The sequence below is a fragment of the Bacteroidota bacterium genome (genome assembly GCA_016715425.1).
Lineage (GTDB): Bacteria > Bacteroidota > Bacteroidia > Chitinophagales > BACL12 > JADKAC01.
The window spans coordinates 58,273-71,825 of record JADKAC010000002.1 but is presented as its reverse complement, the minus strand read 5'-3'; the positions used below and the strand labels follow the sequence as shown (position 1 = coordinate 71,825).

General features: G+C 30.7%; 21 protein-coding genes. 1 reads left to right on the top strand and 20 read right to left on the bottom strand.

All coding sequences use genetic code 11. The annotated features are described in order from the left end of the window. Window positions 1–30: 30 nt before the first annotated feature. From IPN31_02200 to IPN31_02175, 6 genes are all read right to left on the bottom strand, one after another. Complete coding sequence (locus tag IPN31_02200; GenBank protein ID MBK8680721.1) at window positions 31–435, bottom strand: DUF1801 domain-containing protein; 405 nt, start codon at window positions 433–435, stop codon at window positions 31–33. An 18-nt stretch (window positions 436–453) separates the two neighbouring features. Continuing rightward, complete coding sequence (locus tag IPN31_02195; protein ID MBK8680720.1) at window positions 454–1,710, bottom strand: DUF2254 domain-containing protein; 1,257 nt, start codon at window positions 1,708–1,710, stop codon at window positions 454–456. Window positions 1,711–1,858: 148 nt separating this feature from the next. Next, window positions 1,859–2,215 carry a VOC family protein gene (locus tag IPN31_02190; protein ID MBK8680719.1) on the bottom strand — a complete coding sequence of 119 codons (357 nt, stop codon included), beginning with the start codon at window positions 2,213–2,215 and terminating at the stop codon, window positions 1,859–1,861. Window positions 2,216–2,350: 135 nt separating this feature from the next. After that, a complete protein-coding gene (gene arr, locus IPN31_02185; protein MBK8680718.1) occupies window positions 2,351–2,791 on the bottom strand; it encodes an NAD(+)--rifampin ADP-ribosyltransferase in 441 nt (146 codons plus the stop codon). A 42-nt stretch (window positions 2,792–2,833) separates the two neighbouring features. After that, the gene (locus IPN31_02180; protein ID MBK8680717.1) at window positions 2,834–4,261 is read right to left on the bottom strand and encodes a linear amide C-N hydrolase; all 1,428 of its coding nucleotides are present in this window, start codon (window positions 4,259–4,261) and stop codon (window positions 2,834–2,836) included. A gap of 266 nt (window positions 4,262–4,527) precedes the next feature. Then, window positions 4,528–4,938 carry a hypothetical protein gene (locus IPN31_02175; protein MBK8680716.1) on the bottom strand — a complete coding sequence of 137 codons (411 nt, stop codon included), beginning with the start codon at window positions 4,936–4,938 and terminating at the stop codon, window positions 4,528–4,530. 508 nt (window positions 4,939–5,446) lie between these two features. On the opposite strand from IPN31_02175, the gene IPN31_02170 reads away from it, so the two are divergent. Continuing rightward, complete coding sequence (locus IPN31_02170; GenBank protein MBK8680715.1) at window positions 5,447–5,596, top strand: hypothetical protein; 150 nt, start codon at window positions 5,447–5,449, stop codon at window positions 5,594–5,596. Between the two features lie 29 nt (window positions 5,597–5,625). On the opposite strand, the gene IPN31_02165 is transcribed toward IPN31_02170, so the two are convergent. From IPN31_02165 to IPN31_02100, 14 genes are all read right to left on the bottom strand, one after another. After that, window positions 5,626–5,949, bottom strand: coding sequence for a hypothetical protein (locus IPN31_02165; protein MBK8680714.1), 324 nt, complete (start codon window positions 5,947–5,949; stop codon window positions 5,626–5,628). Window positions 5,950–5,983: 34 nt separating this feature from the next. Further along, window positions 5,984–6,136 carry a lmo0937 family membrane protein gene (locus IPN31_02160; GenBank protein ID MBK8680713.1) on the bottom strand — a complete coding sequence of 51 codons (153 nt, stop codon included), beginning with the start codon at window positions 6,134–6,136 and terminating at the stop codon, window positions 5,984–5,986. Between the two features lie 10 nt (window positions 6,137–6,146). Continuing rightward, on the bottom strand, window positions 6,147–6,830 hold the full coding sequence (locus IPN31_02155; GenBank protein MBK8680712.1) for a PorT family protein: 684 nt from the start codon (window positions 6,828–6,830) through the stop codon (window positions 6,147–6,149). A 230-nt stretch (window positions 6,831–7,060) separates the two neighbouring features. Continuing rightward, a complete protein-coding gene (locus tag IPN31_02150) occupies window positions 7,061–7,252 on the bottom strand; it encodes a hypothetical protein (protein MBK8680711.1) in 192 nt (63 codons plus the stop codon). A gap of 70 nt (window positions 7,253–7,322) precedes the next feature. Next, the gene (locus IPN31_02145) at window positions 7,323–7,667 is read right to left on the bottom strand and encodes a cupin domain-containing protein (GenBank protein ID MBK8680710.1); all 345 of its coding nucleotides are present in this window, start codon (window positions 7,665–7,667) and stop codon (window positions 7,323–7,325) included. A gap of 99 nt (window positions 7,668–7,766) precedes the next feature. After that, complete coding sequence (locus tag IPN31_02140) at window positions 7,767–8,285, bottom strand: helix-turn-helix transcriptional regulator (GenBank protein MBK8680709.1); 519 nt, start codon at window positions 8,283–8,285, stop codon at window positions 7,767–7,769. A gap of 144 nt (window positions 8,286–8,429) precedes the next feature. Further along, window positions 8,430–8,741, bottom strand: a complete 312-nt coding sequence (locus IPN31_02135; GenBank protein ID MBK8680708.1) for a hypothetical protein — start codon at window positions 8,739–8,741, stop codon at window positions 8,430–8,432. Window positions 8,742–8,800: 59 nt separating this feature from the next. Then, the gene (locus IPN31_02130) at window positions 8,801–9,595 is read right to left on the bottom strand and encodes an alpha/beta hydrolase (protein ID MBK8680707.1); all 795 of its coding nucleotides are present in this window, start codon (window positions 9,593–9,595) and stop codon (window positions 8,801–8,803) included. A gap of 173 nt (window positions 9,596–9,768) precedes the next feature. Then, on the bottom strand, window positions 9,769–10,731 hold the full coding sequence (locus IPN31_02125) for a peptidoglycan DD-metalloendopeptidase family protein (GenBank protein MBK8680706.1): 963 nt from the start codon (window positions 10,729–10,731) through the stop codon (window positions 9,769–9,771). A gap of 297 nt (window positions 10,732–11,028) precedes the next feature. Then, window positions 11,029–11,412: a hypothetical protein gene (locus IPN31_02120; protein MBK8680705.1), complete on the bottom strand. Its 384-nt coding sequence runs from the start codon at window positions 11,410–11,412 to the stop codon at window positions 11,029–11,031. Next, entirely contained in the window at window positions 11,393–11,605 is a 213-nt protein-coding gene (locus IPN31_02115; GenBank protein ID MBK8680704.1) for a helix-turn-helix transcriptional regulator, read from the bottom strand. Before IPN31_02115 ends, IPN31_02120 begins: the two co-directional genes overlap by 20 nt. Window positions 11,606–11,608: 3 nt before the next feature. Beyond that, complete coding sequence (locus IPN31_02110) at window positions 11,609–12,145, bottom strand: DUF2975 domain-containing protein (protein ID MBK8680703.1); 537 nt, start codon at window positions 12,143–12,145, stop codon at window positions 11,609–11,611. A gap of 310 nt (window positions 12,146–12,455) precedes the next feature. Then, window positions 12,456–12,947 carry a DUF2867 domain-containing protein gene (locus IPN31_02105; GenBank protein MBK8680702.1) on the bottom strand — a complete coding sequence of 164 codons (492 nt, stop codon included), beginning with the start codon at window positions 12,945–12,947 and terminating at the stop codon, window positions 12,456–12,458. A 54-nt stretch (window positions 12,948–13,001) separates the two neighbouring features. Further along, window positions 13,002–13,553, bottom strand: coding sequence for a DUF4287 domain-containing protein (locus IPN31_02100; GenBank protein MBK8680701.1), 552 nt, complete (start codon window positions 13,551–13,553; stop codon window positions 13,002–13,004).

Below are 13,553 nucleotides of genomic sequence, written 5' to 3'. Positions count from 1 at the left end.
TTAATTTTTTCAGTGTAATTAAATTGCGCATTATTTTTCTACAATATTCAATCGCACTAATTTCCCTTTTCTCTTCACAATATTTTTATAGTCCCACTGAATTTCTCTGGATTTTTTTAACCAACGTTTTAAATGTATTTCATTTATTTCCGAAACATCATTATAAAAAATTGATACATCCTTAAATTTTTTGCCCTTTATATTCAATGCATCTTCACCAAAGTCAGCACCACTCCAAAACATAAGTCGGATACCTGCTTTTTGTTTGCTATACCCCACTATAGGATTGCCATCTAAAAACCACACAGGATGCGCATGCCAGATTTTATTTTCAGCTTCTGTAAGCACATTGTTAATGATTGTAGCCAGACGATTGCAAATTTCTTTATCGCCCGCATCATGAGCTTCATTATATTCTTGTATTTCTTTTTGCATTGTTAATTGATTTTAAATTTATATTTTAATAAATAGGCATTCACTTTTTAATATTTCCAAATCACTCTTAAAAGACATTGCTAATTCCGCTCTTTCAAATGCAGCACGAGAATGCTTAGCTGCAATTTCTTTTGCTTCTGAATTACCTGCATGTGATAAGGAAATAAAAGCTTTTTGAAGACGAAGCATCACTTCAATATTATTTGCACCATCACGTGCAATTGGTCGAAAGGCATCTTCAAACATATCATCAAGCGCAATTATAGGAACATGAATTTTATCATATTTTATTTCTGCTTTTTTATTTTCTTTTAATGCTTTAAGCCAGAAAGTAAACAGACGCACGTGACTTCCAATAATTGCAATTGCAGTACCCGGATCATTAATAGCAGGAGATAAAGCACGACTTGAAATTTCACTTAATGCAATCAATCCAAACCTCGGATCATAAACGAAAGACCTGCTATTATCTATTGAAAATGCTTTTATGATTTTATCCTTATCCACTACATCCAAATTATTTTCATTGTGAATATATGCTATTGGTTTATCATCAGAAACAAATACACCGGGAATGCATTTAATGGTAATAGTTACATTATAATGTTTGGCTAATGATTGCAATTTACTCATATAAATATATTGCACATAACCTACTTTATCTGCAAAAACAGGAATACCATTTTCTGCATTTTCAAATTGAGGTACTCCACCTAAATAAGGTTCATCAATTCTATTTTCTAATGCTTTAAAAGTTACTTCTTCAATTTTTTTAATGGTGTGTCCTAAGCGGCCTAATTTTGAAATACGTTCTACCCATCTTAAAAATGTGAGTATCACTACAGCAAAAACAAAGAGAGTGAGAATGAAAAGCGTGAATGTTCCTGCCTGTCCATAATATTCATTCCGTAATGCAACAGATGCTACTATGCTAAAAATGAATGATCCAATATAAACGGATAATGCATTTTGGGAAACATCATCTGCTACAATCAATTTAAATGATCGGGGAGTGGCTGTTCCGGTTGCTGCAGAGTAAGCCGAGATCATAGAACCCACAGCGAAAATTGCAATTACAAGCATACTCGCAGAAATATTGGTGAGCAAATTTTCTAATGATTTTTTTTCAATCACGGGTACGATGTCCACCAAAAAACTATTATCGGCTAGGTGGCCTAAAAGTGCAATGCCAATAGAAATTAAACAAAAAATTAGCGGACGAAACCAAAGTTTTGATGTGAGTTTTTGAAAAAAGTATTTTAAGTTTTCTTCCATCGAAATTTTTAAATTATTTAATTTTCAAAGTGTATTTGGTTCAGTGAAATTAAATACATTTATTCTTAAAGACATTTAATTTCAATTATTTTGAGGAGGATGAATTTATTATTACCTCAAGGAAAGTATTTACTAATTAGGATTCTTCTTAATTTTTATTTCCAAAAGTCAACAAATTATTATCCGGATCAAGAAGAGAAAATTCTTTTTGTCCCCAGGGTTTTATTTCTAATTTACCATTAGGGTGAATGGAGATGTTTTTTTCCTGGAAGGATTTATATAATTTCTCAATATCATTTGTGCGAATATAAACTTGTCCATAATTTTCTGTAGGATCAAGATTTTTAAATTCAAAAAAGTGTATTTGAATATTATCCTTCTGCATAATCAAATATCCTTCAAAGTCGGCAGTTCCAATATCTTTAAATCCTAATGTATTTATATAATAGTGTTTCGTAATTGTTTTGTTGCGCATTGGCAATTTAGGATGTATTTCTGTCAGCATATTTTCTGTTTTAAGATTGAATATTATTTTCAGGAAATTGTTGATCCATAAAATTTAAAACGATTTAGAATTTTCCAATCAAGTTGAGATTTAATGATTATATTTTTCAGGTGTAAAACTATAGGTATTAAAATATTATTCGTCATTTAAAGAATGAACACCTTGTTCTTTAAGTTTACCTAATCCGTCTTTCATGGCGTCCACTTGTTCTCTGTGATGACCTTGCCAAACGGTAATTTCTCCAACTACTTTAAAGGGATGTATTGAACGATATGACATGGTAGGATTACCCGGAAATTTTTTATCAGTTAAATCTGGATCATCTTCAATACTTCCTGTCGGCTCTACTAAATATATTCTTTCAATACCATCTCCAATAGATAATTCTGCACCCCAAATTGCAGCATCTAAAGTTGCTGTTAAGAATATATATTTTGCATTTTTTCTTTGACCAAAATTTGAATTAAAACCCACTTCAATATGATCACCAATCTTTAAAACTGCTTTTGTTCCATGAAAATAGGTTTGGGCAAAAGGAGTGGGGGAGGCATTGTTTGAATCGTTGTTTTGTTGCATTGGAATTAAGCTGTTTATTTTATTAAAAGTCAATCCACTTAATTATTTCCATTCTAATGTGAGGTTAGAATTATGAATATCGAAGTAGCCTGAAGTATTTTGAAATGTAATTTCCTCCATTGATTTCGGTTTAAATTCATTGAAGGTGGCATAGGGTTCAATTGGATTTCCATTACTATCAAAATCGAGTTGTGAGTTTCTATTTAAATCTATCAAAGCTATCATTGAATAATTTCCATTTTTAAGCCCGTATATATGGCAGTTATAAACACCAATTACGGTAGTTCCCAAAAGATAGCCACCAGTTACTGCACTGCGATTTTTAAAATTTTCTTCATTGTCCATCACAGCAAATATCAAACGATTGCCGGCTTCTTCTAAAGGGATACGAATATCAAAATGGAAATAGTTTTGTGAAAAGTAAGATACCGAAAGCAATGTTTGATTCATTTGATGCGCACTTAATTCTTTACTTAAATTAATATCAAAATCTAAATGAGTTAATGAAGCAGACATAGCCTCAAAGTTTGCTTGGTAATTAATTGGTTGTAGTTTACCATCTAAAATAATTTCTGTATTCTGGTTGATGTCGAAATAACTAATTGTATGTTCAAAATCTAAATTATTTAAATTAATGTGTTTAAGTTTTTTATCTGAATGAGAAAAGAATGAAATGCTTTTATTTTCAATATTATAAACAATAGACCAAACAGTTTTAAAATTTCCTTTTGTTATACTTACATTCTTCAAAATTTCAAACGCACTTTTTTCTGAAAAATCCTCTGATTCTTGCAACTGTTTTATATCCTTTTCTATTTGATGATAGCGATACATTTCTGATGTATTCCGTTTTGGAATATCTTCCATATTATCCTTATTCTTTTCTGAATAATTTACTGTTCTATTTGTAATAGCCTGACATGTATTGCCTTCTTTTTCATAAATATTTGGTATGCCATCTAAATATTCAATAATTACTGAGTTGCCGCTTGCATCTGCTAATATGTAATGAATTTTACCTTTTACAGGATATATTTTATGGATATCAATTTGGGCTATAACTTCTTTGATGTTTTCAAAATTATCCAACTGATATTGTATCCATTCTAATTCATTTAGGTAAGGCTTGTTTTCAGAAATATTAAAACGAATATCATCTAACCAAAGCATTTCAACCACAAGTCCTTTTTCATTCATCCCGCCATAAGGCATTTCTTTTCCATTCTGATTAAAAGTGATGCTACCATATTTACTTGTCCAGCTTGCTGGTTGACCGTTATGTGAAAAGTAAGCAACCTTAGTGGTGTTTCTAATATTTTTGATGAGATAGCCTTGATCAAAAGTCCAGTCAAAATTTTTACCAAGTAAAATTGTTTTTTCATTCTTTAACACAAATGAAGAACATGGATGAGCAGTATGTGTTACGCCTATAAAAAGTAAAAGTGTGAAATGGTATTTTATTAAATGCATATTATAAAATTGGGTTGTTGTTATTATTGCTTTCAAAGTTAGTTTCCACTTTGTTGACTTGCTATGTTTAAATTAAATTTTAGTTTTTATTTTGTCCAGGGTTCAACTGCTTTAGGATCAGAAATTTTACTGCCATTAAAAATACAAATCCCTGCCCAAGTGCCAAACAAAATTCAACCTTTTTTATCTGTATAAATACTTTGCACTCCAATATTTGTAAGGCCATTATCTGTAGTGTATTTTGTAATTGATTTGCCGTCCTATTTTTAAATGCCAACATGTTCAGCAGAAAACCAAATATTACCCGCTTCATCCTCTAAAATTTCACGAACTGAAATGCCAAATCCTTTGGCGCTTACAAATTTCTCCAATGATTTTCCATCATAACGTATTATACCATCGCCATTTGTACCAAACCAGAAATTACCTTTGTTATCTTCATACATTACTCGTACAAATTGAGAAAGCATACCATTTAAATTTGTATAAATTTGCGGGAAAATAGTAGTTACTTCTGCTGTTCTAAAGTCTCTACTTAGGTAACCTGCAATTATTTCATTTGAATCTATTATATCTGGCTCTTGTGTTATATTATTTGTTGTTTGTGCTACACAAGAATTAAAAATTGTGGAAATTAAAAAGCAAAAAAGAAAGCGAATTAGAATAGTGTGTTTCATTGTTTTTAGTTATATCATACATTTGGAATGTTTATAAGAATAAAGGTATTGGAAAATTAAATTTTGTTTTGGTGCTTGTGTCAAGAGTTTGAATCTAAATTTCTTTTAAATAGTGGAATCTAGTTAAGTCGTTTATGATCATTCCGAATGCCTTCAACTTGTTTGAGAGCAATGCGGATTATGATGAAATACAAAAGGGGGCAAAGGATATGAAAGTCAGATATAAAAAAAATTACCGGCCTGAATTTAATCAGATGACGGTAATTAGTTGAAAGGGGTAGTGTGTATGTTCTTGGGTATCGCACCCATATTATATATAATAGCTGATATTATATGCTATCGTAATTAAATAGCTTATTTGTCGTGCACATTTTTTAAATCCTTAGCTGCAATAGACGATTGATTTTTTTCTTTTTCAAACATAGTTTCAATTTCAGTTTTTGTATTCTGAAATGATTCCTTCACACTGCATAGCAAATCATCTAATTCGCTTTTAAAATCATCTGCAATGTCCTTTCCTTTCTTAGAAATGCGTTTTCGTGTTTTCGTACCTTTTTATGGTGCAAACAAAATACCTAACGCTGCACCTGCAGCTAAACCTGCAAGTAAACCCAATACTGTTTTTCCTGAACTCATAATGTTATTTTTTTTAATGTAAGATATTAATTTATTTTTTTTCTTAAGGATTTAAAGCACTAAAATTAATACAAGAGCTATTATTACTAGCGCTCCTAATGAAAAGTAAACCCCTCCACTAATGTCTGCCAGATTTTCTTTTATTGATCGAACTTCCGTTCTCAATTCTTTTTTTTCTGCTGGATTGAGATTGCTTTTATCCATCGACTTAATTTCATCCAATCTCTGGATTAATGCAGTAGCTTGATTTTGGCTCTCCGTATTTTTATCGGGAATAGTATTGGTAATATCATCTCTATTTCCTGCAAACACTTGTGATGTTGCGGTAAAAGAAATAATGCATATTAGAATAATGGCGAAATTTAATTTTTTCATATTGTATTGATTTAAGTGTTACTTGGATTTTATATTACTTATTAGCCCTAACAATTATATAACTAACCATTAATAATCCAATAGCAAGAGCTATATGAATTAGTGAGCCTCCATCAAGAACAAAGTAACCGATTACCCATAATATAAATAAAATGATGGCTAAGGTATTAAGGATATATATCAACAATGCTCTTAATTTAAAACTGTAATGCTACTCCTATATATAAGCCATTTCTAGCTTTAGGAAGTTTCACATTTATAGCAGTACCATTGCCATTATCAATAGTAGTAGTCTGTTCTTTAAAAGCAACATACCCACGGTATCCTAAGTCAAAGAATAAATTATGATTTTTGGTAATAGCGAATTGTAATCCACCACCATAAGCGAAACCTACATTGCCTTTGGAAACTACCAATGTGGTATTTAAGGTATCACTATTTTGAGAACCACTTGACTTTGTTTTAGCACCTATATTAAAAGAAAATTCCGGTCCTGCTACAGCCTTTAAATTAAATTGTTTGGATTTGCTTGTACTTACTGAAAATAATACAGGAACATTGATATACTGTAAATTAACCTGGCGATCTAAATCATTGTCGGAATATTGTTGTGAAATAGCTAAGTAATTTAATTCACCTTGAAGTCCAAAATTCGATGATAAACTGAATCCTAACATAAGGCCAAAACCTTGCTGCATGTGCACTACTCCAGTTACATCATTTCCTTGTGAATCGGTAATATCCACCGATGTAAATGTCGGCATGTAGCGAAGTCCTAATTCCCCTCTTTTAAGTGGTGTCGATTCGTCCTGAGCAATAGCAGAGAAGTTACTCGATAATATTATTATCGCAGTTGTAATTACTAATAATGTTGATTTCATTTTTTTTGAATTTATTTATCCTATAAAGGTGGTCGTATTAATTGGAGAAAGCATTACACAACTATAGATAAGAGTTACATGATTCACACATAAGGATTGAATATATTTTTTTTAAAAGCAGTACTTATTCTGCTTAAACTAAATAGTATGCAAATTTTCAATTTAAGGAAAAGAAAGAAAAGTTGTTTATACTTTAAAAAATCGGATATCTTTTGAATAATTGCCTTTAGCTAAGCAACTACTACCATCAAGTTATTAATATCTGGAATTGGAATTACTTTACCATCAAATATTGACGTATTTGATGTATCATGAAGTAATTGATTACTAACAACGGGTTTTATTAAAGGGTCATTAATTTTTAATTTAATATCGGGAATGTTCTTTATTTCTGCATACACAGATATTGTAGATACTGACATAATGGGGATTTTGGATTTTAACTGGAGTATTTTGGTAAAATTGAAATAGTCTTATTAATATTTATACACTTTAAAAAGATTCATATCCGCTTTTTATAATGGTGGATATCATTTTAAATCTACCATTCGCTCTTACAAGATTTGGTTTATGAGCCGGGATGATGATGGATTGGCCGGTTTCTAATAGAAAAGAATTTCCATCAATAATTATCTCTGCTTTGCCTTCAATTATTTGAGCAAATGTGTCGAATGGAGAAATTTTTTCTGTAAGTCCTTCACCAATGTCAAACGACATTACGCTGATGTTGCCTGTTGATTTTTTTAAAATCGTTTTATTCACCACTGCATTGGGGACGTATTCAATAATTTCCACAGTAATGTATGCTTTTGATTTATCGAGTTCACTAGTTATCATAAGTAATATATTAGAATTTGAACTTGATTTATTCAAATGTGAAGGTGATACACTTTATAGCTTTTATCATTACACTTAATAGGTAATGTATTACATATTTCACATGTTTTCCAAATTTGCTTTCCTCTTTTGCTTCAATTGCTTATAGAAGGAAGGAGTTAAACCTGTGATTTTCTTGAATTGATTTGAAAGATGTGCTACACTGCTATAATCCAGCTTATAGGAAATCTCTGTAAGATTAAGTTCGTCGTACAGCAACAGTTCTTTTACTTTTTCAATTTTATGGATAATAATAAATTGTTGTATTGTAATGCCCTTTACTTCTGAAAAAGTATTTGCGAGGTAAGTGTAATCGTAACCTAATTTTTTACTGATATAATCAGAGTAATTTTCTTTTGGTAATTCATCGGAATAATGAATCATTTCTGTAATCACATTTTTTATTTTTTCAATCAGGATGGCTTTTTTATCATCCATTAATTCCAAACCTGATTTCAACAAATTTATTTTCAATTGCTCACGTTGCATTTCAGTGATATCTTCCAATACTTCAACTGAACCAAGATCCACGACAACATATTTTAGCCCCAGCTTCTTCAATTCTTCCTGCACCATCATCTTGCACCGCAGGCTTACCATGTATTTTATATAAAGCATCATTGTATATTAAAATTATATTATAAGAATTGGTGATTTTATATCGCAAGTATTGAAATCAATTATTAAAAAGAGTTTCAAATTATGAGTAGGATTAAAAACAGCTTATTTTTTTTTATCAGTAATACTAATTGTAGCGCCGGCGCAACACGCTCTAAAAATAGTAAGAGCGTTAACTGTTTTAGAGCTTTTATCATGGGCTATATCTATCAACGACATTAGTGGACTGCGCAAAGGAAATGTGGTGTTATTTTTATAAGCATATACAAATACTTTCTCAAGAATTTTTTCTGCTATTTGATCCTCACGAACAATGCTGAGAATTTTGCCATACACCGGAGGTACATATAGATTATACATCTCACGAGTAAGTTTGTGATTAATTTGTATGTCCGCTTTTTTGTTTCCCTGCTGCATAATATTTATAATTTAGTTTGTGAAGTTATACCTTATTATACTATCAAAATGCGTTTATCCTATTTTAAAAATTCACGAATGGCATCTGCAGTTTCAATTGGATGACTCATGTGCGGACAATGGCCATTTGCTTCTAAAATTATTAAAGTATTATCAGGTGTATTTGCATTGATATAATGACCGACAGATATCGGTGCTATCATATCGTTAGAGCATTGTATAGTCAAACTTTTCACAGGAATTAGAGGAAGGTCGTTTCTATTATCCGACAAAAACGTAACTCTTGCAAATTGTTTTGCAATTATTGGATCAATGGAACAAAAGCTATCCGACAATTCATTCGTAAGTGATTCGCCGTTTTCAGTATTCATAATTGCAGGAGCTAAAGATTTGGACCAGCTAATGTAATCTTCATCCATCACCTCAAATAAAGAATCAATAGTTTCCTGCTCAAATCCACCGATATAATCATGTGCATTTATATAGCGTGGTGACGGACCAATGAGAATAAGTTTTTCAAACATATCCGGTCTATTTATTGAAGCCAATGCTCCTATCATACAGCCTACGGAATGACCAATGAAAATTGCATTTTTTATTTCTAATGCATCACAGATTTCAATGATGTCCTTTGCATAGCCATCTAAGGAACTATATTTTTTTGAATCATAAGATGATAAATCTGATTTCCCTGCACCTACAAAATCAAACAAAACAAGCTTATAATTATCGGTAAGATGATTTTTAATATGGTTCCACGCATTCTGATCGCATCCAAATCCATGGGCAAACAACAGCACTTTATTTCCTTCACCTAACACAGTTACATTATTTCTTTTCAATACACCGTTCATTTATTATAAAGGTTTAAGTTGATTGATTATATAAAACCCAAAAATACATTTTATTAAGAGGGTTTATTTATTATTTCAAACTGTAGATTTCAGCAACGATGCAATTTCGAAACAGTAGTCATTTCTATGAATACAGTTTTTTTGTACTCGTATTATTGCTACAGTTATTTTAATTAAGGTTTTATTTTCTCATTTTGAATTGGTGAATAATCCGTCTTCAATTGCCCATTTACAACTAGTTTATCAAAGTAACATTTTATTCCTGTTGCTGAATTCATATCAATTCCGTTCTGAATATTGAAGTGTAAATGTGGTTCAGATGAATGTCCAGTATTTCCGCATTCCCCCAATAGATCACCTTGTTTAATTTTTTGTCCTTGTTTAACACTAATAGTTTGATTTTTGAAATGACAGAAAACTAAAAATTCATTATTTGCAGTTTTTATAATTACAGTGTTACCTGCTACATCAATTTTGTTCATTTCTCCAACTATATTTTCTTTCACTCCGTCAATTACTAAAACAATTTCCCCATCGCAAGGTGCAAATAGATTCTTTCCAAATGCGTAGTAGTCTTCGTTTGTTTTACCATTGGTCATGAAGGAATTTCCTTTTGCGTCTGTAATTACAAAATCAAAAGCATTTTTTTGCGCATTATTTACAACGTGATAATTTAATTCTTTTGTGTCTCCGCCCCATACAACAGTCCATTCGTCCTTAAATGGTAATAGTAATGTAGTGATGTTCCTTTCTATTTTTGGTAGGCTTTCATCTTTAAAAGCATTAATTAATAGGCCGTTAATTTTATCATTATTATCCAAAGAAATATGTATTGCCAATATTGCCCTGTCGAAATTTGTTTTGTAAATAGCGTCTGTTCCTTCATACTTTATAAATTCTCTTTTTTGAATTTTACCTACTTGCGAATTTAGGCCTTTCAAGAAGTCAAGTGTTTTATCTAGTGGCAATGCACTTTGCATTTCAGTTGAAAACATTGAGAAAATACTATCATACTTTTCCGCATTGTAGTAGGTTTCAAATTTGTTAGAAATTGCAATGTAATTGACACTTTCTGGTTGACCTAACATTGAATTCATAGTGAATGTCAGTGTGAATACGAGTAGTAAAGTTTTCATTTTGTTTTATTAGATTTTTGTTTTTGTTTAATTATTTTTCATTGCGCAGTTTGTTTAATTACACTTCGCAAACTGACATTTAATATCAGTCCGTCTAAACACTTCCATTGCTTATTAAAGGTAATAATTCTTGGTATTCATAAATTATTAAAGCGGTTAAATAGGTTTGCAGTGATAATTTTGATACAGATGATTTTTAGGGAAATATGATTAATTTACGGTAATGAAATCAATGGTTTTAAATTGATTTTTTAAATTGTACGATATTATTTTTGAATCCTTTTCAAAATTTTAAACTTAAGATTTTTCAAATTTTCGCAGTTTGTAAATATCAAGACCGGCAGGTTGCATAAGCCCTTGTTCTATCAATGTTTCTACTTTCTTAATATTTATTTTACTCCAATTGCTATTTAATCTTCTTGGAGTAAAGCGATTACAGTAACTATCATTATCAATTGACTTTCGTATTCCATCTATCCATCCAAAACATAGTGCTTCATCAACTGATTGAGAATAGGTAATACCAGATTTTTTACTGCTTGTTTTATAATAGCCTACCCATAGTTCGGTCGCAGATTGATGATGTTTTATTAACCATTTTCTAAATTCAATTGGTGTATTAAAAAAGATTGGAGTCATAGTTAATATGTATTTATTAATTCTATTTTTCGCTACTGACATATTCTAAAATGTCGCCGGGTTGACAATCTAATGCTTTACAAATGGATTCTAATGTGCTAAAGCGAATTGCTTTTGCCTTGCCTGTTTTTAAAATAGAAAGGTTTGAAAGTGTTAATTCAACTTTTTCTGATAGCTCGTTAAGCGATATTTTACGCTTTGCCATCATTACGTCTAAGTTTACAATGATTGGCATAGCTTATACAGTTAAATCGTTTTCGTTTTGAATATCAATTCCTTTTTTAAAAATTGCTGCAATTATATAGACTATAGCTGCCATTAAAATAAAGGCTTGACTGTCTTCCCAAAACTGATTTAAATTATCGGTGACATATCCACGATGCATTAAATTTTTAGCAAATTGTTGAGCTATGTAACTTATCAGTCCGATAGAAAAAGTGTAATAGCTGATTTGTGTTATATGGTTTGAAACATAGGTGTTAAATGGTTTGGATAAATTGAAATTACTTACAAGGTTGATAACCAAATAAAATAGATATGCTTTTAAAAAGGATATAACCAATATAAAACTATACACACCATAAAATGCAGATTTACTTTGATTATACATTTCACCTAAGTCTAACTTTTGATATAAGTTTTGGACAAATTCAGGTTTGTAAAGACTGAAAAAGAAATTTACTATTAAGCCTCCGGCTTCAATAGATAAGCCAACGAAAATTAACCAAGCTATGATTTTTAGGCCCAGAAATATGTAATTATTTGTTTTTGACATAAGAATTAAAGTTTTAATTATTGGCGCAAAAGTAATAAATAAATATTGATAAACAATAAAAATAGGTCTTTAATCAAAAAATATATTTTTTAGCCTTAAGTCTATTTGTTAGAAATTTGTCCGGCATTACTTTGACTAATATCTGTCGTTGTCCGATTAGAAGGAGTATTTATTCTTTCAGTCTGATCTAAACAATTTGTAGGAAAAGACTTGACGAAAGCGAGTAGAATTGAAATTAATAGTTATCAATTTATTTTAAGAACTAATGCAAATAGAGATTGCTATAAGCTTCTATTTTTTGAATCGAGAATTACGTATCTGATTTATACGCTTGCTTTATCATACTTTTTATAATTGGTAAATGAAGGGGTTTTATAATAGCCATATAAATTTTTCCAAAGCGATTATTGTATTGAACCAAGGTGGTGACTTTAATATTAAATTGTTTTTCATCAGAATCATAAATGCTCACTCTGAAATTTAAATGCTTATCATCTGCGCCAAGTATTATTTCATTTTCTTGAATACTAAAAATCTGAAAAAAACCTACATACCCACCTACTATACATGTTGTATTGAAATCCTCTGGCTTTTCCGTTTTTAAACCAAATATTTTAACAATAGTATTTCTAAGTTTAATTAAAATTTCTACCCAGTTTGGCATTGTACCAAAAATTAAATTTGATATGCAATACAAATCGTCTTGATGATTTGTGGTTGAAAACGTATCAATAAAATCTATTTCCGGAAGTGCATATTTAATTCCTTCTGTTATAGGTGTTTTCTCTGCTTTTACTTGCATAGTTATTTACTTCGGCTCCCATTATACCAATCCGTAGTTATGGTTAGTAGTTTTTTATCCTGCTTTGTCGTAAGCAGTTTTTATCCACTTTAATACTTCCGAATCAATTTCGTTAATGTCTTCTATTTTGATTTTATGTGAACACATTGAATTTGGTTTTTCGGCTTCTAATTTTCCTTTGGGCTCTTGTCCTTTCAGATTAATTCCAATTTCAAATCGTGTTTTTGTTGCAGGATTAAAAATTGCAAACTGTTTTTTACGTCTCAAACTCACATAAGTATTTTTGGGAGCAATCTCAATGTCTTTTCCATAGCTCTGAATTTCTGAAATCAGTTTTTCATAAATCGGTATGAAATGTTCCTTGCCTTGATATTGCTGTGTTATCAAGTCATCTAGATTATCTGCTGAACCTGCATCAGAACCTCTAGCCTTATGTGCAATCAAGTTTGCAAAACCATGCGTTAACCCGTGAGTGTCTTTAAGAAAATTGATAATTTCTCCATGCTTTGCAAAGTTTTTTGATTTAACAATGGCTGTCCACTGTTCTAATGTTTTACCTGTGTTGTTATGCAGGTTATCAATCATTGTTTGTGTTGCTTTATCCAT

Coding starts and splice junctions, on each gene's coding strand:
- IPN31_02140 (MBK8680709.1), bottom strand. CDS start 8,285: ATGATGGTGCAGGAAGAATTGAAGAAGCTGGGGCTAAAATATGTTGTC.
- IPN31_02200 (MBK8680721.1), bottom strand. CDS start 435: ATGCAAAAAGAAATACAAGAATATAATGAAGCTCATGATGCGGGCGAT.
- IPN31_02130 (MBK8680707.1), bottom strand. CDS start 9,595: ATGAACGGTGTATTGAAAAGAAATAATGTAACTGTGTTAGGTGAAGGA.
- IPN31_02195 (MBK8680720.1), bottom strand. CDS start 1,710: ATGGAAGAAAACTTAAAATACTTTTTTCAAAAACTCACATCAAAACTT.
- IPN31_02170 (MBK8680715.1), top strand. CDS start 5,447: ATGTCCTTTCCTTTCTTAGAAATGCGTTTTCGTGTTTTCGTACCTTTT.
- IPN31_02155 (MBK8680712.1), bottom strand. CDS start 6,830: ATGAAATCAACATTATTAGTAATTACAACTGCGATAATAATATTATCG.
- IPN31_02135 (MBK8680708.1), bottom strand. CDS start 8,741: ATGCAGCAGGGAAACAAAAAAGCGGACATACAAATTAATCACAAACTT.
- IPN31_02190 (MBK8680719.1), bottom strand. CDS start 2,215: ATGCTGACAGAAATACATCCTAAATTGCCAATGCGCAACAAAACAATT.
- IPN31_02100 (MBK8680701.1), bottom strand. CDS start 13,553: ATGGATAAAGCAACACAAACAATGATTGATAACCTGCATAACAACACA.
- IPN31_02125 (MBK8680706.1), bottom strand. CDS start 10,731: ATGAAAACTTTACTACTCGTATTCACACTGACATTCACTATGAATTCA.
- IPN31_02150 (MBK8680711.1), bottom strand. CDS start 7,252: ATGTCAGTATCTACAATATCTGTGTATGCAGAAATAAAGAACATTCCC.
- IPN31_02145 (MBK8680710.1), bottom strand. CDS start 7,667: ATGATAACTAGTGAACTCGATAAATCAAAAGCATACATTACTGTGGAA.
- arr (MBK8680718.1), bottom strand. CDS start 2,791: ATGCAACAAAACAACGATTCAAACAATGCCTCCCCCACTCCTTTTGCC.
- IPN31_02115 (MBK8680704.1), bottom strand. CDS start 11,605: ATGCCAATCATTGTAAACTTAGACGTAATGATGGCAAAGCGTAAAATA.
- IPN31_02110 (MBK8680703.1), bottom strand. CDS start 12,145: ATGTCAAAAACAAATAATTACATATTTCTGGGCCTAAAAATCATAGCT.
- IPN31_02120 (MBK8680705.1), bottom strand. CDS start 11,412: ATGTCAGTAGCGAAAAATAGAATTAATAAATACATATTAACTATGACT.
- IPN31_02180 (MBK8680717.1), bottom strand. CDS start 4,261: ATGCATTTAATAAAATACCATTTCACACTTTTACTTTTTATAGGCGTA.
- IPN31_02105 (MBK8680702.1), bottom strand. CDS start 12,947: ATGCAAGTAAAAGCAGAGAAAACACCTATAACAGAAGGAATTAAATAT.
- IPN31_02175 (MBK8680716.1), bottom strand. CDS start 4,938: ATGAAACACACTATTCTAATTCGCTTTCTTTTTTGCTTTTTAATTTCC.
- IPN31_02165 (MBK8680714.1), bottom strand. CDS start 5,949: ATGAAAAAATTAAATTTCGCCATTATTCTAATATGCATTATTTCTTTT.